This is a genomic window from Pseudohongiella spirulinae, assembly GCF_001444425.1.
Lineage (GTDB): Bacteria > Pseudomonadota > Gammaproteobacteria > Pseudomonadales > Pseudohongiellaceae > Pseudohongiella > Pseudohongiella spirulinae.
In genome coordinates this window covers 2,868,125-2,890,061 of record NZ_CP013189.1, presented here as the reverse complement: position 1 = coordinate 2,890,061, position 21,937 = coordinate 2,868,125, and the positions used below count along the sequence as shown (strand labels likewise).

The following is a 21,937-nucleotide window of genomic DNA, read 5'->3' as shown; positions in this document are numbered from 1 at the left end:
ACGCACACCAGTTTCAAGACGATGAGCAAGTGAGAAGAGACTCTTGGTAAAAAGGATGTTGCTGCAATGCTGCCCGGGTCTCAATTAAAAACAGGAAATGAGTATGTTTAATATTGTTAAAAAGACATTCCAGTATGGTGACCAGACGGTGACCCTGGAAACCGGCAAAATTGCACGACAGGCGACTGGCGCGGTTGTTGTCACCATGGGTGGCTCTCAGGTGCTGGCAACGGTTGTAGGAAAAAAGTCAGCGGCTCCGGGCGCTGACTTTTTTCCGTTAACAGTCAACTACCAGGAAAAGACTTATGCCGCCGGTAAGATTCCCGGTGGTTTTTTCAAGCGTGAAGGTCGTCCGACTGAAAAAGAAACACTGGTTTCACGGTTGATTGACCGCCCGATTCGTCCGCTTTTCCCGGCAGGATTCAAAAATGAAGTACAGGTGATCTGTACAGTCATTTCTGCCACTAAAGACGAAGATCCGGACGTCGCAGCGCTGATTGGCGCTTCTGCGGCGCTGGCTATTTCCGGCATTCCGTTTGATGGCCCGGTGGCGGCGGCACGCGTTGGTTTTGATGTTGAGCAGGGTTACGTGCTCAACCCCGGCACCAAGCAACTGGAAAGCTCTGCACTGGACATGGTGGTTGCAGGTACTGAATCAGCCGTGTTGATGGTTGAGTCAGAAGCCAAAGAGCTGACTGAAGATCAGATGCTGGGTGCGGTGCTGTTTGGTCACGATGCCATGCAGTCTGTCATCCAGGCGATCAAGGAACTCAAGGCGGAGGCAGGTAAGCCAGTTTGGGATTGGCAGCCTGAGGCAACCAATGAGACGCTGACACAGGCTGTCAGTGATGCGTTTGCAGCTGGTATTACAGAAGCTTATCAGGTGTCTGACAAGATGCAGCGTTATGACGCGCTGGGTCAGTTGCAGGAGCAGGCGGTGGCACAGTTCGCCACAGAAGAATCCGGTGTGACTGCTGATGAAGTGAAAGGCGTCTTCTCCAAGCTGGAAAAGAAAGTGGTACGTAACCGCATTCTGGACGGTCAGCCCCGAATTGATGGCCGTGACACCAAAACTGTGCGCCCGATTGAGATTGAAACCGGCATTCTGCCCAAGGCACACGGTTCAGCACTGTTCACCCGTGGTGAAACTCAGGCGCTGGTTGTGACTACGCTGGGTGCTGTGCGTGATTCCCAGATGATCGAGGGACTGGAAGGCTCCAAGAAAGAAGCCTTCATGTTCCATTATAACTTTCCGCCCTTCTGTGTGGGTGAAACAGGCTTCATGTCTGGACCTAAACGTCGCGAGATCGGTCACGGCAAACTGGCCAAGCGTGGTGTTCAGGCGGTCATGCCTTCAGAGGAAGACTTCCCTTATGCGATTCGGGTGGTGTCTGAAATCACTGAGTCCAATGGCTCCAGCTCCATGGCATCGGTGTGTGGCAGCTCACTGGCGATGATGGATGCCGGTGTGCCCCTGTCAGCGCCTGTAGCCGGTATTGCCATGGGTCTGATCAAGGATGGCGAGCGCTTCTCCGTGATTACTGACATTCTGGGCGATGAAGATCACCTGGGTGACATGGACTTCAAAGTGGCCGGCACCAACAAAGGTGTCACGGCACTGCAGATGGATATCAAGATCCAGGGTATCAACGAAGAAATCATGGAAATCGCCCTGAATCAGGCGCTGGAAGCGCGTCTGCACATTCTGGGTGAAATGAACAAAGTGCTGCCCAGGGCGCGTGAAACTGTCTCTGAGAATGCACCTTCCATGGCCACCATGAAAGTCGACTCAGACAAGATTCGCGACGTTATCGGTAAGGGCGGTGCAACTATCCGCTCCATCACCGAAGAAAGCGGCGCCTCTGTTGATATCGATGATGACGGCAATATCCGTATTTACGGTGAAGATGCCGAGTCGCGTGACAAGGCTATTGAGCTGATTCAACGCATTACAGCAGAGGCCGAAGTTGGTCAGTTGTATATGGGCAAAGTAGCCCGTATCGTTGATTTCGGTGCGTTTGTGACCATTCTGCCGGGCAAAGATGGCCTTGTACATATTTCGCAGATTTCCTCGGATCGTGTTGAGGATATCAGTGAGTATTTGAAAGAAGGTCAGGAAGTGCTGGTAAAAGTGATGGATCTGGATGCCCGCGGTCGTATCAAGCTGAGCATCAAAGAAGTCACGGAAGAAGACAAAGAGGCATTTGCAGCGCAGTAATTGCGCTACTGGTGCCAGACCTGAAAAAAAAGGCCGGGACTCCGATGGGACTTCCGGCTTTTTTTATCTGATGTCGCGGAGAGCTGCCAGACATGAGTCGTGAGTTATGTGCTGCCTGCCAGCGACCGGTTGGCTACTGTTACTGTGCGGACCTTGTTCAGTTACGTAATCACTGGCCCGTGCATATTCTGCAGGATCAGCGTGAGGCCTCGCACCCCTTGGGTACAGCTCGAATTGCCGCATTGTCCCTGCATAATTGCCAGTTGCATACGCTGGCGCTTGACAGTCAGCAGGTGTTGCCCGATCTGGCCGGCGACGCTGCGCTGATCTATCCATCGACCCGTGCCACTCCTGTATCTGAGCTTAAACAATCAGGTGTCAGACCACTGATTTTCCTGGATGCCAGTTGGCGCCGGAGTCGCAAAATGTTGCACTTGTGGCCTCAGCTTGGCGATTTACCACATTACTCTTTGCATAAACCTCCCGCTGGTCGGTATCGCATCCGGAAGGCGCCGACTGCCGAGGCTCTGTCGACACTGGAAGCAATTGCTTTGGCGCTTGATGAGCTGGAGGGAAGTCCGGAGACCTTTATGAGCATGCTGGATACCATGGATCGGATGATCGATCGACAGATTCAGCGTATGGGAGCTCATACTTATCACCACAACTACGTTAATAAGGATAAATGATGTCTGCTCTACCGCCATGCCCGCTCTGTCAGTCTGAATACACTTACGAAAACGGACCCCTGTTTACCTGCCCGGAATGCGGGCACGAGTGGACCGCAGCGGAAACTGAGAAGGCCGAACAAGAGGCCAGAATTATGGACGTCAATGGCAATGAGCTCAAAGATGGTGATACGGTGACCGTTATCAAGGACCTTAAAGTAAAAGGGTCATCCCTGGTTGTGAAAGTGGGCACAAAGGTCAAGAATATCCGTTTAACAGATGGCGATCATGATATTGATTGCAAAATAGACGGTATCGGTGCTATGAAGTTGAAATCACAGTTTGTAAAGAAATCCTGATAATGCGCGCTGCCAACGGCAGAAACAAACACACACATCGAGCATGCGGACCTGTTGTCAGCATGTTTGGCTTTTTATTGTTTCTGACGGTGGTGTTCTCATCTGCCACCAATGCACAACAGGTGCTGCGTGTTGGAGTCTACGATAATCCACCTAAACTGATGACGGGTGCAAACGGTCAGTTGTCCGGCATTCTGGGCGATTTGCTGACACAGATCGCGGATCGTGAGAACTGGCAATTACAGGTAATCAGGTGCCAGTGGGCTGATTGTCTGCAAATGCTCGAAAATGGCGAGTTGGATTTGATGCCGGATGTCGCCCTGGATAGTGCCCGGGGGCTGCGTTTCGATTTCCATCAGGTGCCTGCTCTGATCAGTTGGTCGCAAATATACGAGGCGCGAGGGCAGAGCATCCTCAGTGTGCTTGATTTGCAGGATAAACGCATTGCGGTCCTGGACGACTCGATTCAGCAGGATTATCTGCTGTCACTGGTCGAGAGCTTCGACCTGAGTGTCGACTGGGTGTTGTTTGATAATTTTGAACAGGCATTTCTGAGCGTACAGTCCGGTGCATCCGATGCTGTTGCCTCAAGCCATCATTACGGCGATATTCAGGCCGCCAACCTGGGGTTGGTCAGTACGCCAATTTTGTTTAGTCCCAGTCAGCTGTACTACGCGGCTCCTGCAAACTCCAATGCCGATATTCTGGCAACACTGGATAGTTATCTGTCCAGCTGGATCAACAACGAGCAGTCTCCCTACTATGAGATTATGCAGCAATACAATGCTGAGTCCACGCTTTTAGCCTTGCCGACCTGGCTGGTTTGGGCGGCGGTGGCGATGGTACTGGCATTGCTGCTGGCAATTGTCTTCAACCTGATGCTGCATTATCAGGTCAGTCAACGCACTCAGAGCCTGGCGGCCAGCGAAAATCGTCTGGATACCATTCTGAATAGCGTAGAGGCTTATATTTTCATTAAAGACCGCCAGCTTCGTTATCAATATGCAAACCGCAAAGTCTGTGAGCTGTTTGGTATCGAACCTGGTGAGATCATTGGTAAAACCGACGCTGAGTTTTTTGATGAGCAGACTTGCGCAAGGTTGCAGGCTAACGATCGTCGTGTCATCGACGAGGGCGAGAGGGTTGCAGACGAAGAAATCAATACGATCGCCGGCTACCCCGAAAAACACACTTTTTTATCGGTCAAGTTGCCTCTGAGAGAGCCGGATGGCTCAATCTATGCGCTGTGCGGGATTTCCACGGATATTACAGAGCATAAACAGATCCGCAATCAGCTGCATCAATTGGCGTACTTTGATCCTCTAACCGGGCTTCCGAATCGTCGTCTGATTCTGGACAGGCTGGAGCACGCCGTGGCAACACATAGCCGTACTGGCTTCCAGGGTGCCCTGATTCTGATCGATATTGATAATTTTAAATTTATCAATGATGCCCTGGGTCACCATACGGGTGATGCTCTGTTAAAAAAGGTCGCGCAACGACTGGAGCGTGGTCTGCTGAACACTGACACAGCAGGTCGCCTGGGTGCCGATGAGTTTGTGGTGATCGTAGAAGACCTGGCGCTGCAACTCAATGATGCCCTCGATCGGGTTCACTCGCTGGCCGACGCTTTTAGGCGCCAATTGAGTGAGCCGTTTGATCTGGATGGCAAATCGACCAACTGTTCTGTCAGCATAGGTGTGGCGCTCTTTTCAGATGGCCGCGGCAATACCGACGAGCTGTTAAAGGCGGCCGACCTGGCTTTGGCTGCCGCCAAGGAGTCCGGGCGCAATTCTGTATCCTTCTTTGATCCGCAGATGCAACTGCAGGTCTCGCGTCGCAGCGCGCTGGAAACAGCTATGCGCAGGGCGCTGCAAGACGGTCTGTTTACCTTGCATTTTCAGCCCCAGGTTGACAGTCAGGGGTGTCTGATTGGTATGGAGGCATTGCTGCGCTGGCACGATGAGCAGCTTGGCACGGTGGGTCCCGATGAGTTTATACCGGTCGCTGAGTCAAGCGCATTGATTGTCCCGCTGGGTGCGTGGGTGATCACTGAGGCGTGCCGTATCCTGAGTTCCTGGCGCGATCATCCGCAGCTTGCGCAGATAAGCCTGTCGGTCAATATCAGTCCGCGTCAGTTCCACCATCCGGATTTTGTTCCGCATGTCACCCACCAGCTTAAAGCTTTTGCCATCAATGCCCATCAACTGGAGCTGGAGGTGACCGAGAGCCTGTTTATTGATGATATTGATAATACAATCAGTCTGATGAATGAGCTGATCAATAGCGGAGTGATGTTTGCACTCGATGACTTCGGGACGGGCTACGCCTCTTTGAGTTATCTGAAAAAGTTGCCCATTTCGAGACTCAAGATTGATCAGTCCTTTGTGCGAGACCTGCTGGATGATCCCAATGACGAGGCCATCGTCAGAACCATCATTGCACTGGGTAACAGTCTGGAGTTACAAGTGATTGCTGAAGGTGTCGAAACGCCAGCACAACTGTCTCGTCTGCAGGAGATGGGTTGCCGTTTTTATCAGGGTTACTGCTTTGGCAAACCCATGCCTGACAGCCACTGGCTGTTGATGCTGCGCGACAGCCAGACGGTGCTGAGTCCGATGTCTACTGTCTGACGACTGTGTCAGTCAGTCAGGCAGGACAGCATTGTGGTAGACATTCTGAACATCGTCCAGATCGTTCAGCAGATCCATAAAGCGCTCGAACACGGCAACATCATCACCGCTCAGCTCCGTGTGTGTCTGCGGCAGAAATTGAATCTCGTCAGTTTCGAACTCGACATCCGGCCATCTGTCGCGCAGTGCCTGTCTGGCCTTGGCGTACTCGGTATGCGGCGCAAAAACGGTGATGCGACCATCTTCGTTCTCAATGTCTGTGACATCAACATCGGCATTCAATAATGCCTCCAGCACGGCTTCTTCATCATCGGAATTGATCGCCAGAATGGCGCAGTGGTCAAACATGTGGCTGACACTGCCCTGGGCGCCGATTTTGCACTTGGTTTTTGTGAAGCATTGTCGAACATCGCCAAAAGTTCTGTTGGGGTTGTCCGTCAGACAGTCCACGATAACCATGCAGTTACCGGGGCCGAAACCTTCATAACGCGCGGCCGAAAAGTCTTCGCCGCCGCTGCCCTTCGCTTTCTCCAGCGCTTTTTCGATCACATGGCTGGGCACCTGGTCTTTTTTGGCTCGTTCCAGCATGCTTCGCAGGCCCAGGTTGCCATCGGGATCAGTACCTCCTGATTTGGCACAGACATAGATTTCGCGCGCATAGCGGCTGTAAACTTTGGTCTTGGCGGCCGCTGTTTTGGCCATGGATTCTTTTCGGTTCTGGTATGCTCTGCCCATTTTACGTACCTGTAACAGATCTTCTGCAAAAGCCGAATAATACACGCAGCAGTGCGGTAAAATCCACGTTAAACGCAATATTGACTGCTATCGGAAGCGGATGATGGAAGATCAGAAAGGCAACAACAGCACAACTTCTGCATGGCTGTTGTTTGGATTGTCAGGCAGCGGCAAGAACTACGTGGCGGATGTGCTGGCGTCACACTACGGCTGGCCTGTCTATCATGCGGACGACGATATCACGCCGGCCATGCGCCGGGCATTGGCAGAGGCCAGGCCTTTTACAGAGCAGATGCGTGATGAGTTTTTTCAGTTGCTGGCAGACAAAATCAATGCGCGTTTGCAGGCCGCCCAGGATGGCAGCACACCAACGGGCCCGCTGCTGGTCACTCAGGGGGTTTACAAAAACAGACATCGCCACTATCTGCAGTCTCGCATACCCGGTCTGCGGCTGTTATGGATAGATGCGCTGCCGCAAGTGATTGACCGGCGTTTGGAGAGCCGCTGCGAAGGGATCTCGGCAGACAGCGCGCGTGCGCTGGTAAAAGATTTCGAGGCACCTGCAGTGGCTTGCGCAAGATTGCAGAATAACAGTGATGCAGAGAATATCATCAGCCAGTTCCGTGCCATTGTGAGTTGACCCGCCACCGCTAGCTGCTATGATCGTTGCGATATTGCGAATACCTGATGTAAGAGCACAAAAATAACGGATACGCTCACTTATGTTCGACAGACAGATCCTTCTGAGGTGCGCTTGCTCGTTGCTGCTGGCAGTGAGCTACGGATCACCGGCCATTGCACAACTGTCGCCACGTTACAGTGACGCTGATGGTGATCTGGTCGCTGACCGCCCTGCCGATTCAGAGCGTTGGCGCGACCCTCGGATTCTGGTGTTTGCATATACTCCGGTGGAAGATCCGGCATTGTATTCCAGGGTCTGGGATGAGTTTATTGTGCATATGGAGACTCTGACCGGGAAAGAAGTGCGCTTTTTCCCAGTGCAATCCAATGCTGCCCAGCTTGAGGCGATGCGCGCCGGACGTCTGCATGTGGCCGGTTTTAATACGGGTTCCACACCCGTTGCCGTCAATTGCACAGGTTTTGTGCCCTTCGCCATGATGGCCGCAAAAGATGGCAGTTATGGCTACGAGATGGAGATCCTTACCTATCCCGACAGTGGCATTAACTCCCCGGCCGATCTGGCCGGTCGCCAATTGGCATTCACCTCACCGACTTCCAACTCAGGATTCAAAGCGCCATCGACCCTGCTGGATCGCGAATTCGGGCTGGTGGCCGATCAGGATTACCGTACGGCCTTTTCCGGCAGCCATGACAACTCCATTCTGGGGGTGGTCAACGGGGATTATGAAGCCGCCGCTATTGCCAATGAGGTGCTGCGGCGTATGGAGGGACGTGATGTCGTCAGAGCAGATCAGTACCGGTCAATTTATACCTCACTGACGTTTCCGACCACAGCCTATGGTATGGCGCATAATCTGGTTCCTCACCTGGCGGAAAAAATCCGCGAAGCGTTTTTCAGCTTTGACTGGGAAGGCAGCGCATTACAGCGTGAGTTTGCAGACGCCGGCATGGCCAGCTTTATACCGATAACATATAAGCAGCATTGGCAGGTCATTCGTGATATCGACGAAGCCAATCAGACGATTTATAACTGTGATTGAGAAACATCTATGTTGACGATGACCGGCGTGAGTAAGCGCTACGATACCGGCGATCTGGCTCTTAATGATATTACTCTGACGGTACCTGCCGGTCAGGTCATGGCCCTGATAGGACCATCCGGTGCCGGCAAGAGTACGCTCATCCGTTGCGTGAACCGGCTAATAGAACCCTCTGCAGGCAAAGTGGTGCTGGATGGGGATGACATAACACGCGTGCGGGGCAGTGCCTTGCGTCTGTCACGCCGCAAAATCGGTATGATTTTCCAGAATTATGCGTTGGTCGAGCGTTTATCCGTCATGGAGAATGTCCTGTCCGGTCGTTTGGCTTACGTCGGCTTCTGGCGCAGTTATCTGCGTCGATATCCACGGGCCGATATTCAGCAGGCCTTTCATCTGCTGGAACGGGTTGGCCTGGAGAGCATGTTTGACAAGCGTGGCGACGAATTGTCCGGTGGTCAGAAGCAGCGGGTGGGTATTGCCCGAGCACTGATGCAGAACCCCAAGTTGCTATTGGTTGATGAACCAACGGCCAGTCTCGATCCGAAAACCTCCCGGCAGATTATGCGACTGATCTGCGAGTTATGCCGCGAGCAGAAGCTGGCAGCCATCATTAACATCCACGATGTCGCGCTGGCGCAGCAGTTTGTAGATCGGGTGGTAGGGCTGCGTGCGGGCAGCATGGTGTTTGATGGGCATCCCTCAGAATTAAGCCCGGCAGTCCTGACCAGTATATACGGTGAAGAGGACTGGTCCGTGCCGACTGACACAGACAATAATGATGATGACGACAGCGGCACCGACAAGCTGGTTGATACGCTTGTAGCGGGCAGTCATCCATGAGCATACCTCAAGTCCCGTTTGAGCAGCGTCTGGCTGATCTTCGTCAGGGACGCTGGCGTCCGCTGCCGCTGATTTCCAGGCGCTGGTTGCGTATCAGCCTCAACCTGGGTGTGCTGTGTTACCTGCTGGCGGCCTGGTTGAGTGTGGATGTGAACTGGGATCGCGTCGCTCAGGGTATGGATCGCGGTTTGGACTTTGTCGCGTCCTTCCTTACGCCTGATTTTGTAACCCGTAGTGGTGAGATATTTGTTGGTCTGCAGGAAAGTCTCACCATGACTTTCACGTCAACAGTTATCGGCGTGTTGCTGGCTATCCCGGTCGGCCTGGGTGCTGCACGCAATATCGCGCCGCGGCCAGTGTATTTTTTGTGCCGCGGTATTATTGCGCTGTCTCGCACCTTTCAGGAAATCATCATTGCCATCCTGTTTGTTGCGATGTTTGGTTTTGGTCCACTGGCTGGCGTGGTGACACTGGCGTTTGCAACAATTGGTTTTATGGCCAAGTTGCTGGCAGAAGATATTGAGGATACCCAGCGCGAACCATTGGAGGCGATCCGGGCAACCGGCGCTGGTTGGTTGCAGTGGATTAATTACGCAGTACAGCCACAGGTAATGCCGCGTCTGATCGGACTGTCACTGTATCGTCTGGATATCAACTTCCGTGAATCCGCGGTGATCGGCATTGTCGGTGCCGGCGGCATTGGCGCCACATTGAACACTTCCATCAACCGATACGACTACGATACGTCGGCGGCTATTCTGCTGCTGATTATCCTCATTGTTCTGTTAAGCGAATATTTCTCCGGATATGTTCGCAAGTGGACTCAATAATGCCGATAAAACAGATGGGTGAACAAAAAATATGGCAGCGGCGTGAGCCATTAAAGCAGTACGCTATCTGGGCTGGCTGGATGCTGGGTGGTATGTTGTTTGTTTTTTGCTGGGCTTTGATTTCGCAGAACACTATCTGGGAATTTCTATATGATGCCGATGAGCAGGCTGCCAGCCTGATTGGCCGGATGATACCGCCTGACTGGAGTATAACCGGCTCTTTGATGATGCCTTTGTGGGATACCATCAATATCGCTACTGTTGGTACGGCGCTGGGCATCGCTATTGCATTTCCCCTGGCTTTCCTGGCGGCACGTAATACCTCCCCTCATCCGGCTTTACGGGCAATTGCCCTGACAGTGATTGTGAGCTCGCGCTCCATTAATGCGCTGATCTGGGCCATGCTGCTGGTTACAATTGTGGGGCCTGGCATTTTTGCCGGCATGTTGGCTATAGCCTTGCGTTCAATTGGATTTATCGGGAAGCTTCTGTATGAGGCAATCGAAGAAATACATCCGACCCCTGTAGAGGCAGTGACAGCAACAGGTGCCACCAAATCACAGGTGCTTGCCTACGCCGTTTGGCCGCAGATAATGCCAGCCTTTGCCGGGATCAGCGTCTACCGCTGGGATATTAATATTCGTGAAGCGACTACTTTGGGGTTGGTGGGTGCTGGCGGAATAGGATTGCAGATGAATGCGGCCATTAATAATCTGGCCTGGGCGCAGGTTGCTACGGTCTTTGTGTTGATTTTTGCCACTGTGATTGTGTCTGAGTGGGTTTCAGCCAGGGTACGTCACGCCATGATTTGAGGTGTCAGGCAGCGCGGCACTCCGGCGTCTCGTTGCGATCTATCGGTATGCGGATTTCCAGGACAAAACCTGAATCAATATGCCAGGAAACTTTTCCGCCAGCCTCTTCAATACGTTCTTTGATTCCCTTGAGCCCATTACCCGGTACGATCGTGTCCCGGCAGTGCCCGTTGTCACGTATTTCCAGACGATAGCAGTGATCGTCACTGTCAAATGAAATGCGGCATCGCGACGCGCCACTATGGCGCAAAACATTGGTCAGTGCTTCACGTGTGCAGCGCAGCAATGTCTCCGCCTGATGCATTTCACCCAATGTAGAATTAAAATTCAGCTCAAATTCCACACCGGGTAAGCCGAATACCAGTTTTTCAACTGCATCACGGAAGTTGATGGGTTCATCTTCGCGCAGCTCACTCACCGCTGTCCGCAAGTCGCTCAGCAAAAGCTTGCCCAGCGCCAGGGCCTGTTCAACTTTCTGTTTGCCAGCCCCTTCTGTGATGTGGGTTGCAACCTCCAATTGCAATATTTGCGCGGTCAGGTGATGACCCAACAGATCATGCAGATCTCTTGCGATGCGCAGCCGCTCAGTCTGGCGCGAGTGTTCAGTCAGTAGCTCCCGGGTGGCCAGCAGTTCCCGGTTCAGTGCGGCCGTTTCCTGACGCAGCTCCTGTTCGCGCTTGGCCCGGTAGGCCGCGATCACAGCAAATAAATGGAACAGGCTGAGAGTGATAGACGCGGTAATTGCCATCAATAAACTGCTGTCGCTCCAGTGATAAATCTGGCTGGCCGAGAAGATTACCGCCGCACCGGTGAGCAGCCAGCTTGTGGCGCGAATATTGAACGCCTCTGTAACCTGCACAATCCAGATAATGCCCAGAATGGCAACCCAGCTAATGCTGACCAGAAAGTACAGCGCCAGAATGGCAGCGGCTTCGACCCACAGGACCAACAGCAGGCGGGTTCTTGAGCGCTCAACCCAGGCTGACGTGGTCAGAAAGAAGCAGACAATATCCAACAGAAACAGCCCGGCGATCAGACTTAGTTGCGGCGTCCATGCCGCCTCATTCTGGGCCAGCAGATAAACGGACAGCATGCTGACAATGACCAGCACAGCGGCCCCAATCAGGCTTTGTGTGCGATCGTTATTCCAGAAACTTTCCATATCATTCAGCCCTTTTACGGAATTATCGGTCACCTTGAGTATTCACTGTACTGCCGTTATCACTGCCGCTTTCCGGGAGTTGCTCCAGGTGTCTGACCAGTGTATCAGAACCCGGGGCGCGGCACGGCCTTGCCGGCAATCCAGACTTCTTCGATGCTGCGCGTATGGTTGATGTCCTGCAGCGGATTCTGACCCAGGATGATGAAATCGGCCCAGTTGCCCGGTTGCAGTGTGCCGATATCGGTCAGCCCCATACAGTTTGCTGCCGCGCCTGTGGCGGAATACAGAATCTGGGTGGGAGTCAGTCCGGCGTCCTGCATCATCGACATTTCCAGGTGTTCGAAGTAGCCCTGGAATCGTGCGGGCGGTCCACTGTCAGTGCCCATGGCGATAGTGACGCCGGCATCAGCCAGCAACTTCAGGTTTGCCATGGCAATGGGCAGAGAGGCCTTATATTGCTGCGCGGCGGCATTGTTGCGGGTCCGCTGCTGGCGTTGAGGGTCCCGCAGAGTATCCAGAATTTCTGGCTGATCCAGGCCAGCCAGAAAAAACGGATCGCTGAAAAAGGCTGGTTCGTCCTCATACACATAAGTTGACAGCTCGCGCGTCAGTGTCGGGGTGTAGCAGACTTCCCTGCTTATCAGCAATTGCGCAAACGCATCATCAACGTGTGTATCTCTGACGCTGTGAGCCACAAAATCACCACCGGCAGCCACAACGTCCCTGGTATCTTCCAGATAATAGGTATGCACGGCCATGGGAATATTATGGTATTCAGCGCGTTGTATGAAGGCGCGATAGACTTCAGGGCTCATTTTTGGAGTGCGTCCCAGGTTGTCATCGACGCGGATTTTCAGGAAGTCTGGTTGCAATGCTGCAGTCTCATCAACGAGTGTACGAGCCTGTTCCGGCGTTGCAGCGCTCAGCACCGGTCCGGCCACAAACAGTCGGCTGCGGTCCAGGCCGGGAGAGTTCTGAGCGTCGCGCAGTGCAAAGCCAGGGGCCTCATCATCGCCCAGGCTGACAACGGTGGTGACTCCATAACTGGCGTACAGTCGCAGTTGTCGCAGCAGGTTTTCGGTGCTGTAGTGGCCGGACTCCAGACCCCGGACGCCACCGGCATGGCCATGTGAGTTGATCAGGCCGGGTATGATGGTTTTGCCGGCCAGCGATCGGACGGCGGCATCGACGGGCACGTCGACCGCGTCAGACGGGCCTGCAGCCAAGATTCGGCCATTTTGGACAACAACAGTGGCGCCCGTGATCGACGGCTGCCCTGTACCGTCGATCAGGTGTAAGTCAGTCAGGACGACAGTGTCTGTTTGTGCGCTGGCGGCGGGCATCATCAGGCAAGATTGAGCCAGAAGCGCGCTGACGAGCAATGTGCGGGCGACAGGATTTTCGCCCAGTAACTTGAAAGACAGTCGCTTGAGCGTCGGGCGGGGGCATTGCATAAACGTTCACTCCTGTTCCGATTGTGCTTTGATTATGCGATTTCAATTTGAAGGCGGCAAGCGCCGAAGGAAATCGGAATTGACAGTTTTAAGCTGGTGTAGGTTAATGTGCAGCAGTCAGGAAATAAAACCAGCAGTTGGATTTGATCGATAGGGGACCTCATGGAATCTTTGCAGAGCATTAATGTTTCAGGTGATGTGCTGATGGAGTTGGGGCTGGCTTACGGGCCAAAGTTGCTCGGTGCGCTTGCCACACTTGTCATTGGTTTATGGGTTGTCGGCGTGCTGGTCGGCATCATCAAGAAGGTACTGGTAAAGAGCAAGGTCGACCCGTCATTGGGTTCGTTTTTGAGCAGCCTGGCTTCCATATTGCTGAAAGTGCTGGTCTATATATCAGCGCTGGGCGTGCTGGGCGTGGAAATGACCTCGTTTATCGCCATACTCGGTGCTGCAGGTCTGGCGGTTGGTCTCGCCTTGTCGGGAACGCTGCAGAATTTTGCCGGCGGCGTCATGATTCTGTTTTTTAAATACTTCAAGGTTGGCGACTTCATTGAAGCGCAGGGGTATATGGGTTCGGTAAAAGAGATCCAGATTTTTGTGACGGTACTGACCACACCCGACAATAAAACAATTATTATCCCGAATGGCCCGCTGGCGACAGGTTCGCTGACTAATTTTTCTGCGCAGGAAAAACGCCGTGTGGATTGGACTTTTGGTATTGCCTACGGTGACGATGTCGATAAGGCTTATGAAGTACTGGGGCGCCTGATTGCGGAGGATGAGCGCATCCTTAAAGACCCGGAGCCATTTATGGCAGTATCGGCTCTGGCCGACAGTTCAGTGAATATCGTTGTGCGGGTGTGGGTCAATGCCGCGGACTTCTGGCCAGTACATTTCCGAATGAATGAGCAGGTCTACAAAACCTTCGACAAGGAAGGGCTGACCATTCCATTCCCGCAGCGCGATGTGCACATTCATCAGGCCGGCTGAGGCAAGGTAAAATCACACTGACCACCATGTAGAGGGAGATCATATGAAATTTACATCAATTAAGCGTCACGTGACCTGGATGTTGCTGATGGTGTTTACGTTTGGCGTTTCATTTCAGGTACAGGCTGCGCCGCAGTCTATGGTGTCAACTGAGCAACTGTTGAACGAAGTCCGGCTTGCTGATCAGCGCGATACAGTACAAAGCTTTTTAAGTCGCAACGATGTGCAGTCACAGTTGACTCAGCGTGGTGTTGATCCGGCTGACGCGCAGGCGCGAGTGGCTGCCATGAGCGCTGCCGAACTGGCCGAGATCGCGGCTCATATTGATGAGTTGCCAGCGGGTGAAGGATTGCTGGAAACGGTGTTGTTTTTGTTGGTGATATTCATGTTGCTGGATGTGGCGGGTGTAACGGATATCTTCCCGGGTATCTGATGATTATGCGGACCGGTGCAGCCCTGCGATGGTCTGCTCTGGCCGGACTGTTTGTGGTGCTGGTCGCTTGTGCGGCCACGCCACAAACTGATCAGCTACCCCGGCAGTTCAGTACCGGACTGCCTGAGCGGCACATCATAAAAGATGTGCCGTTTTTTCCTCAGCAACAGTATCAATGTGGGCCTGCTGCTTTGTCCAGCGTGTTGAATTACGCACAACTGCAGATTCACCCTGATCAGCTGGTTTCTCAGGTTTACATCCCCGAGCGGCAAGGTTCCTTGCAGGTAGAAATGCTGGCTGCCAGTCGGCAGTTAGGCCGTCTGCCATTTATTATACCTGGTACCTTGCGCGCCGTTATCACAGAGTTGGCAGCTGATAATCCGGTGCTGGTATTCCAGAACCTTGGGCTGTCGATATTCCCGCAGTGGCATTATGCTGTTGTCATTGGTTATGACATGGCGCGCCGCGAACTCATACTGCACTCCGGACTGACAGAGAATTACGTAGTGTCGATGAGAACTTTCGAGCGAACCTGGCAGCGGGCCGGACACTGGGCGATGTTGACACTCGCACCCGGGCAGCTTCCCGTCAGCATGCTTGCTGCAGATTATTTTCGCACGGTTGCTGAGTTTGAAGCCTTACATTCGGACTCTGCAGAAATGGCCTGGCGGGCCGGCTATAAACGTTGGCCGGATGATCCTTTAATTGCCATGGGATATAGTAACTGGCTGGCCGCTGCGGGGCACACTTCCAGAGCGATCGAAATACTGCAAGAATTGCTTGCGACGCATCCGGACTATGGCCCGGCGCAACAGAATCTGCAGGTTTTGCAGTCGCCCGATGCCAGTGACCTATAAGGTATCAAGCGGGAAGTACAAGCCCGCGCGCAGACTGCGACTTTTTTTATTGTAACTGATCAGTGCCTCGCCATAACCTTCGTAATAGACCAGATAAAAAGCACTGTTCAGCCAGGGGCGCTGGTATCGTATGTCGGCCTGATAGCTGATCTTGGAATGATTACGGCCTTTGATGATTCGGGCACGGATCACGGTCCTGTCATTAGGCTCAAAGTTCAGACCAAGCTGGGCTGACCCCAGATAATCCCGGATATCTGCATTGTTTTCTTCATCTGATACAACTGACCACAGTTTCAGGTCGACAGTGAAATTGTCAGCAAGCTGAAATGATTTCTGTGCATAAAGTCTGTCCCAGCTTCGCGAATCCAGGCCACTCTGTCCATTCGATTGGTGCTCAAAACCGATTATGTCGATCAGCGGGTGATCAAAGCGCCAGAACATTTCCGGATTGTAGTTGTGCTCAGTAAATGGCGAGGAATCCTCTGTAATATTCCACCATGAGCGCTGCGAATAACCAAAGCGGAGTGGGTCCAGAAAGTCGAAGGACTCACTGTTGTCAAAAAAACTGAAGGTCATGCCCAGTTCAAATTTGATATCCAGATCCTCTCCGCTGAATGGCGTGCTGCCGTCTTTCATCCGCATGCGCCCGACAGACAGGTAGTTATCTTTGTAGGGACTGAAGAAGCGTGCAGGTTCCTGGTCAGCATCGACAACCGGCGTTTGCGCCTGCAGGCTGCTGCCAATTGATAGTGTGAGAATCAGCGAAATAACAGATGATAGTAGTGTTCGGGTGACAGACATGTATTTTAACAACCAGAGGTGGAGGTGAACGGACTTGCCAAGGGCGTCATTTTACTGCATCGTCCTCACAATTCCATTACAAGTCGAATAAGCGGGATGAAGTTATGACACTGAAGGTTTTAAGGGTGTTTGCGTGGGTGGCGCTGTTTTGCGTTCCCGGAGTTCAGGCTCAGGATGCGGCGCCGGTTGTGCAAACGCAGCAGGGTAAGCTGATTGGTACTTTGTCTGAGCGTAATGCGCGCGTAGCAGAGTTTAAAGGTATACCGTTTGCCGCACCGCCTGTTGGTGTCAATCGTTGGCGCCCGCCGCAGCCGGCGCCGGGTTGGACGGGTGAGCGCATGGCAGACACTTTTGGGCCGGATTGTATGCAGCAGCCCTACCCTGAGGGTTCGTTTTTTTATCGCCCCGCTCGCATCAGCAGCGAAGATTGCCTGTATCTGAATGTATGGAGTGCTGCGCAAGCGGACACAGAGGCGAGAAAACCGGTTATGGTCTGGTTGCACGGTGGAGCTCTGACGCGTGGCTCCGGTGCGATTGACACCTATGATGGCGCTGAGCTTGCGTTGAAAGATGTTGTGGTTGTTACCGTGAACTATCGTCTTGGGGTCTTTGGCTACTTTGCGCACCCGGAATTGATTGCCGAGTCACCGAACTTTTCCGCCGGTAATTACGGGATTCTTGATCAGATTCAGGCTCTGCAATGGGTGCAGGACAACATCGCGGCGTTTGGCGGAGATCCGGACAATGTCACCATTTTTGGCGAGTCTGCCGGTGCCTGGAGTGTGCACTTTCTGGTCAGCAGCCCGCTGGCCGCTGGCCTGTTCCATAAGGCTATCGCGCAAAGCGGAGCGCGACTGGATACCCGGGTGGAGCTGGATCGCCCCACCTCAGCCGGTCCGGCGGCTATTTCTGCCGGTACCCGTCTTGCCGAACATCTGGGGGCGCAGGATCTGAGCGCACTACGTGCCTTACCAGCCCGCGAGCTGATGGATTCGGCAATGAGTGCTGGCTTCCGTACGGATGGCATTGTTGACGGCTGGGTTATCCCGGAGCAACCCTATGCCTTGTTCTCTGAGGGGCGTCAAAACCCGGTACCGGTGATGGTCGGCTTTAACAGCGAAGAGGGAACAACCTTGGGGGCCGCTGGCAATCTACCGGTCTCTGCAGAAGCATACAGGGCTCGATTGCAGGCGCAGTATGGTGAGCTTGCCGATCTGATCGAGGATGTGTACCCGGCCACTGATATACGCCGGTCAGTACTGGACAGTTTCCGTGATGCGACTTTTGGCTGGAATATGGTGACCTGGGCCAATTTGAATCGCCTGGTTGATCAGCCAGCCTATCTCTATTACTTCACCCACCGTCCCCCGGGTCCGGCGTCGGAGGAGTTGGGTGCTTATCATGCGGCTGAAATTGCCTATGTATTTAATAATGTACATACGTTGCGCAACCGGGCATCGGCCATGGATTATCGGCTGGCCGACATCATGTCTGATTATTGGGTGAATTTTGCGCATTTTGGTGTTCCGTCGGCACCGGGTCAGCCTGAGTGGCTGCCATACACTAACAGCGCGCGAAATTATCTGCTATTGGACACTGAAGTCAGCGCCCGCACGGATCTGATGCCGGAAAACTGGGCCGTTTTTGACAGGGTGATGGACCGGCGGCGCCAGGCGGTCGCCCCGTAAACTGTGATCAGAGCGCTGTACTCAGTAAGCAGCAAAGTGATCCTTGAGCAGTCGGGCCAGGGCCGTGGTGGCCGGCCCGATACTGTCAGAAGAGGCCATGATCATATATAGCTGCAGCTGCCGTTCGGCCCCCATGCTCAGAGTTAATTGTTTTAGCTGACCATTTTTCAGATCGGCCGCGACCCAGTCTTCAGGCAGAAACGCAAAGCCGTGGCCGGCCCGCAGGATTTTTAAGGTCGTGGAAAAATGGCTGACGGTCCAGCGCTGCTCAGAGCCAAGCCATCCGGCGTCCTGCTCACGCCGCTGGCCACTGTCGCGCAGCACAATCTGACGCCAGCTTCTTAGTTCATAGTCGTTGATGCCGGAATCGGTGCTTACACTGAACAGCGGATGCTCAGGATGAGCAACGGCAATCATGCGCACCCGTTTCAATGGTGTACCCATGTATCCGATCGGGATATGACTGCCGATGACCAAGTTGGCTTTTTTTTCCAATAACGCTTCTTCGGTGCCGGACAGTTGAGTTTCCAGCACCCGCAAACGTGTCATAGGGTAGTGCCGTGAGAATTTATCGAGAACTGGCAATAGTTGCGATGGTTCCAGCAGCCCGTCAACCGCAATCACAACTTCCGGCTCCGTGCCGCTGGCAAGCTGTCTGGCAATATCCTCCGCAGTCTGGGCTTGTTGCAGAAGCTGGCTGGCACGCCGGTACATGACTTTGCCCTCGGCTGTCAGTGTCGCCTTGCGTCCGCTCAGCACCAATACGGGTTTTGGCAGCAGCTCATTAAGTCTGGCAATCGCGTAACTGATACTGGACTGGCTTTTGTTCAGTCGCTCAGCCGCTTTTGCAAAGCTGCCCTCATCGACTACCGCGATAAATGCAGCCCACTGGTCCAGCGATATTTTTGGTAGTTTCATGTCTGATGCCTTATCTATCAGAAAATCAGATCTTTTTGTGCGTTAATTTGTATTAAAAGATCAGTCAGGCAGGGTTAATATGGCAATCGTTACTCAGGAGGCAGAATATGGCAAGTAAAACTATTGAAGAAATCATCGTCGCACGTCCTTCCTCGGATGGGGACGGTGTCAAGCTGTTGAGAGTCTTTGGAGGTATGGGTGATCCTGCGCGATTCGATCCGTTTCTGATGATGGATGAGTTTGGATCCTATGAGGCCAGTGACTATATCGGTGGATTTCCGCCGCACCCGCACCGGGGGTTTGAAACCGTGACCTATATGCTGGAAGGGCATATGGAGCATCAGGACCACATGGGCAATGTGGGTGATTTGCAAAATGGTGATGTGCAATGGATGACGGCCGGAGCGGGCATTATCCATTCGGAGATGCCCAAACAGACCGAAGGTCGCATGCGCGGTTTCCAGGTCTGGCTGAACCTGCCGGCTCATAGCAAGATGCAGCCTCCGGCCTACCAGGATATTGCCTCAGATCGCATTCCAGTAGAGTCAATGCCCGGCTTACAGGTCAAAATGATTGCGGGGCAGGCGCTTGTTGATGGACAAGCATTGAGCGGCCTGGTGGATCGTCCGGATACCCGACCGGTCTATTTTGACCTGGCATTGACACAGGCCGGGCAGAAGCATGTCATTGAGCTGGCCGCGGATTCGACTGCACTGGTGTATGTCTATGAAGGCGAGCTGCAACTGGGTGAAAACTTGACAACGGTCGCCCGTGGCAAATTGGTTCGCCTGTCGCGTAAAGGCTCTCATCTGCACATGCAGGCAGGCAGTGATGATACCCGGGTGGTGTTGCTGTCGGGTGTTCCGCTCAAAGAGCCCATTGCACAGTATGGTCCATTTGTGATGAATACCCGTGAAGAAATAGAGCAGGCTCTGGATGATTATCGCAAGGGCACACTTGCCCGGCGGTTCTGATTTTTTAGTCCATTAGTGAAATATATTAGAATCAATAATTCTTTTATGTAATAAAAAGTCTGCTCTATACTGCCTTTCCCGATAACGAAGAGAGTCTTTAGTGTGGAATGGCAGGCATTTCTGGCCGTAACGGCCACCCTGGGCGTGCTGGTCACATTGATCAGCACGCGTCTGGCTCCTCATGTAGTATTGATGACGGCACTGGCCGTCTTGAGTCTGTCCGGCGTACTCACGCCGACCGAGGCTCTGGCAGGGTTTGCTAACCCGGGGCTGGCCACTGTGGCAGCCATGTTTGCAGTGGCGGCTGGACTGCATGCCTCCGGTGGCATTGACCTGTTGATTAATCGGTTTCTGGGTCGTCCACGATCCGTGCGCACGGCCATGCTGCGGCTGTTTTTGCCCGTTGTGCCGCTGAGTGCATTTTTGAACAATACCCCGGTGGTTGCCACCATGATTCCGGCAATTAATGCCTGGTCGCGCAAGACCGGGATTGCGCCATCACGGCTGCTGATACCACTGAGCTATGGCGCCATTGTCGGCGGTAGCCTGACCCTGATCGGTACCAGCACGAATCTGGTGGTTGCAGGACAGTACCAGGCTTTGACCGGGCGTCAGGATTTCTCTGTTTTCTCCATCACCATGATTGGCCTGCCGGTGGCTCTGGTGGCCATCACCTTCATGCTATTAGTGTTGCCGCGTATTCTGCCGGACCGCAGCGCCCGACAGCCCTTTGCCAATATGCGTGAATTTACGTTGGAAGTTGCCGTTGATCCACAGGGGCCATTGGTAGGAATGACCGTTGAGCAGGCCGGGTTACGCGACCTGGAACGGCTTTACCTGGTGGAAATAAGCCGGGGTGATTCTGTTGTTACGGCGGCGCCATCGGAAGAAACCCTGCTGGCCGGCGACCGATTGGTATTTGCTGGCGAAACTGAGGCGGTGACCGATCTGCTGCGGATTCACGGCCTGACAGCCTCGGCCGGGGAAAGCACGCTGATGCAACACGAGCGTGCCGAGCGCCGTCTGATAGAAGTGGTAGTCTCTCAGTCCTGTGCGGCCGTTGGTGAAACCATCCGCAGTTGCCGCTTCCACGATCGTTATGGTGCCGTGGTGATGGCGGTGGCCAGAAATGGTGAGCGGATTGCGGGAAATCTGGGCAATATTATTATAAAGCCGGGTGACACACTGTTACTTGAAGCACGTCCGGCATTTGTCAGTCGACAGCAGTTCAACAAGGATTTTCTGTTGATTAATGACCTGGACAAGGTGACACCGAGGCATGAAAAGGCCGGGCTTGCGTGGGCTATTCTGTTGTTGTCGGTCAGTGCCGCAGGCCTGGGATTGTTGTCGATGTTGAATGCCGCTTTGCTCGCGGTGATTGTCATGCTGACCACTGGTTGCCTGACGGTCAGCCAGGCGGAAAAGAGTCTGGACCTGCCAGTACTGATTACCATTGCGGCATCGTTTGCACTGGGCGCCGCGTTGCAGAAGACCGGCGTTGCAGCCATGCTGGCTGAGGGGATAGTCAGCCTTAGTGGCGGCCGGCCCTGGCTGTTATTGATTTTGACTTATATTTCTGTGTCCGTGCTGACTGAATTGATTACCAATAATGCGGCAGCCATTATCATGGTGCCGCTGGTTCTGGCTATCACACATGCGGCAGGGCTCGATCCGCGGGCTTTCATGTTTGCGATCATGATCGCGGCATCATCCAGTTTCGCAACACCGCTGGGTTATCAGACCAACCTGATGGTCTACGGCCCGGGTGCTTATCGTTTTACTGATTTTCTGCGTGCCGGTATTCCCATGAATATTGTGGTGGCCGTCACGACGCTGTCAGTTTTGTTATGGTTAATGCCATTACAATGACGTTGGTCGTGACG

The 21,937-nt window shown here is 53.5% G+C and carries 20 protein-coding genes; 15 read left to right on the top strand and 5 right to left on the bottom strand.

What is annotated here, in order from left to right; all coding sequences use genetic code 11:
* The first annotated feature begins 103 nt into the window (after positions 1-103).
* From pnp to PS2015_RS13295, 4 genes are all read left to right on the top strand, one after another.
* Positions 104-2,218, top strand: coding sequence for a polyribonucleotide nucleotidyltransferase (gene pnp / locus PS2015_RS13310; protein WP_156412745.1), 2,115 nt, complete (start codon positions 104-106; stop codon positions 2,216-2,218).
* Between the two features lie 92 nt (positions 2,219-2,310).
* Complete coding sequence (locus tag PS2015_RS13305) at positions 2,311-2,907, top strand: tRNA-uridine aminocarboxypropyltransferase (RefSeq protein ID WP_058022688.1); 597 nt, start codon at positions 2,311-2,313, stop codon at positions 2,905-2,907.
* Entirely contained in the window at positions 2,907-3,245 is a 339-nt protein-coding gene (locus PS2015_RS13300; protein ID WP_058022687.1) for a zinc ribbon domain-containing protein YjdM, read from the top strand. The genes PS2015_RS13305 and PS2015_RS13300 overlap by 1 nt, the downstream gene beginning before the upstream one ends.
* Before the next feature lie 62 nt (positions 3,246-3,307).
* Positions 3,308-5,878 (top strand): EAL domain-containing protein, encoded by a 2,571-nt coding sequence (locus tag PS2015_RS13295; RefSeq protein ID WP_058023372.1) that lies wholly within the window; start codon positions 3,308-3,310, stop codon positions 5,876-5,878.
* Between the two features lie 12 nt (positions 5,879-5,890).
* Here the strand turns inward: PS2015_RS13295 and PS2015_RS13290 are convergent, their stop codons facing one another.
* A complete protein-coding gene (locus PS2015_RS13290; RefSeq protein ID WP_058022686.1) occupies positions 5,891-6,613 on the bottom strand; it encodes a YebC/PmpR family DNA-binding transcriptional regulator in 723 nt (240 codons plus the stop codon).
* A 103-nt stretch (positions 6,614-6,716) separates the two neighbouring features.
* On the opposite strand from PS2015_RS13290, the gene PS2015_RS13285 reads away from it, so the two are divergent.
* The 5 genes from PS2015_RS13285 to phnE (PS2015_RS13265) all read left to right on the top strand — a co-directional run bounded on the left by PS2015_RS13285 (position 6,717) and on the right by phnE (PS2015_RS13265) (position 10,777).
* The gene (locus PS2015_RS13285) at positions 6,717-7,253 is read left to right on the top strand and encodes a gluconokinase (protein WP_058022685.1); all 537 of its coding nucleotides are present in this window, start codon (positions 6,717-6,719) and stop codon (positions 7,251-7,253) included.
* 121 nt (positions 7,254-7,374) lie between these two features.
* Positions 7,375-8,295: a phosphate/phosphite/phosphonate ABC transporter substrate-binding protein gene (phnD, locus tag PS2015_RS13280; protein WP_237113331.1), complete on the top strand. Its 921-nt coding sequence runs from the start codon at positions 7,375-7,377 to the stop codon at positions 8,293-8,295.
* 9 nt (positions 8,296-8,304) lie between these two features.
* Positions 8,305-9,135 (top strand): phosphonate ABC transporter ATP-binding protein, encoded by an 831-nt coding sequence (gene phnC / locus PS2015_RS13275; protein ID WP_058022684.1) that lies wholly within the window; start codon positions 8,305-8,307, stop codon positions 9,133-9,135.
* Positions 9,132-9,965, top strand: coding sequence for a phosphonate ABC transporter, permease protein PhnE (gene phnE, locus PS2015_RS13270; protein ID WP_058022683.1), 834 nt, complete (start codon positions 9,132-9,134; stop codon positions 9,963-9,965). Before phnC ends, phnE (PS2015_RS13270) begins: the two co-directional genes overlap by 4 nt.
* Complete coding sequence (gene phnE / locus PS2015_RS13265; protein ID WP_058022682.1) at positions 9,965-10,777, top strand: phosphonate ABC transporter, permease protein PhnE; 813 nt, start codon at positions 9,965-9,967, stop codon at positions 10,775-10,777. Before phnE (PS2015_RS13270) ends, phnE (PS2015_RS13265) begins: the two co-directional genes overlap by 1 nt.
* Before the next feature lie 4 nt (positions 10,778-10,781).
* On the opposite strand, the gene PS2015_RS13260 is transcribed toward phnE (PS2015_RS13265), so the two are convergent.
* On the bottom strand, positions 10,782-11,972 hold the full coding sequence (locus PS2015_RS13260; protein ID WP_156412743.1) for a sensor histidine kinase: 1,191 nt from the start codon (positions 11,970-11,972) through the stop codon (positions 10,782-10,784).
* 71 nt (positions 11,973-12,043) lie between these two features.
* Complete coding sequence (locus PS2015_RS13255; protein WP_058022680.1) at positions 12,044-13,393, bottom strand: amidohydrolase family protein; 1,350 nt, start codon at positions 13,391-13,393, stop codon at positions 12,044-12,046.
* A 162-nt stretch (positions 13,394-13,555) separates the two neighbouring features.
* Between PS2015_RS13255 and PS2015_RS13250 the strand changes: the two genes are divergently transcribed.
* The 3 genes from PS2015_RS13250 to PS2015_RS13240 are packed head-to-tail and all read left to right on the top strand — an operon-like array spanning position 13,556 to position 15,673.
* On the top strand, positions 13,556-14,383 hold the full coding sequence (locus tag PS2015_RS13250; RefSeq protein WP_058022679.1) for a mechanosensitive ion channel family protein: 828 nt from the start codon (positions 13,556-13,558) through the stop codon (positions 14,381-14,383).
* A gap of 43 nt (positions 14,384-14,426) precedes the next feature.
* On the top strand, positions 14,427-14,816 hold the full coding sequence (locus tag PS2015_RS13245; protein ID WP_058022678.1) for a PA2779 family protein: 390 nt from the start codon (positions 14,427-14,429) through the stop codon (positions 14,814-14,816).
* Positions 14,816-15,673: a PA2778 family cysteine peptidase gene (locus PS2015_RS13240; RefSeq protein WP_058022677.1), complete on the top strand. Its 858-nt coding sequence runs from the start codon at positions 14,816-14,818 to the stop codon at positions 15,671-15,673. The genes PS2015_RS13245 and PS2015_RS13240 overlap by 1 nt, the downstream gene beginning before the upstream one ends.
* Here the strand turns inward: PS2015_RS13240 and PS2015_RS13235 are convergent.
* Positions 15,668-16,474 (bottom strand): phospholipase A, encoded by an 807-nt coding sequence (locus PS2015_RS13235; protein ID WP_058022676.1) that lies wholly within the window; start codon positions 16,472-16,474, stop codon positions 15,668-15,670. The two genes, PS2015_RS13240 and PS2015_RS13235, sit on opposite strands and share 6 nt — an antisense overlap.
* A 104-nt stretch (positions 16,475-16,578) precedes the next feature.
* Between PS2015_RS13235 and PS2015_RS13230 the strand changes: the two genes are divergently transcribed.
* Entirely contained in the window at positions 16,579-18,162 is a 1,584-nt protein-coding gene (locus PS2015_RS13230; RefSeq protein WP_058022675.1) for a carboxylesterase/lipase family protein, read from the top strand.
* Positions 18,163-18,183: 21 nt separating this feature from the next.
* Here PS2015_RS13230 and PS2015_RS13225 read toward each other — a convergent pair whose 3' ends face one another.
* Positions 18,184-19,080 (bottom strand): LysR family transcriptional regulator, encoded by an 897-nt coding sequence (locus tag PS2015_RS13225; RefSeq protein ID WP_058022674.1) that lies wholly within the window; start codon positions 19,078-19,080, stop codon positions 18,184-18,186.
* A gap of 107 nt (positions 19,081-19,187) precedes the next feature.
* On the opposite strand from PS2015_RS13225, the gene PS2015_RS13220 reads away from it, so the two are divergent.
* Together PS2015_RS13220 and PS2015_RS13215 are read left to right on the top strand one after the other, a co-directional pair.
* The gene (locus tag PS2015_RS13220) at positions 19,188-20,054 is read left to right on the top strand and encodes a pirin family protein (protein WP_058022673.1); all 867 of its coding nucleotides are present in this window, start codon (positions 19,188-19,190) and stop codon (positions 20,052-20,054) included.
* A 102-nt stretch (positions 20,055-20,156) separates the two neighbouring features.
* The gene (locus PS2015_RS13215) at positions 20,157-21,923 is read left to right on the top strand and encodes an SLC13 family permease (protein ID WP_058022672.1); all 1,767 of its coding nucleotides are present in this window, start codon (positions 20,157-20,159) and stop codon (positions 21,921-21,923) included.
* Positions 21,924-21,937: the final 14 nt, after the last annotated feature.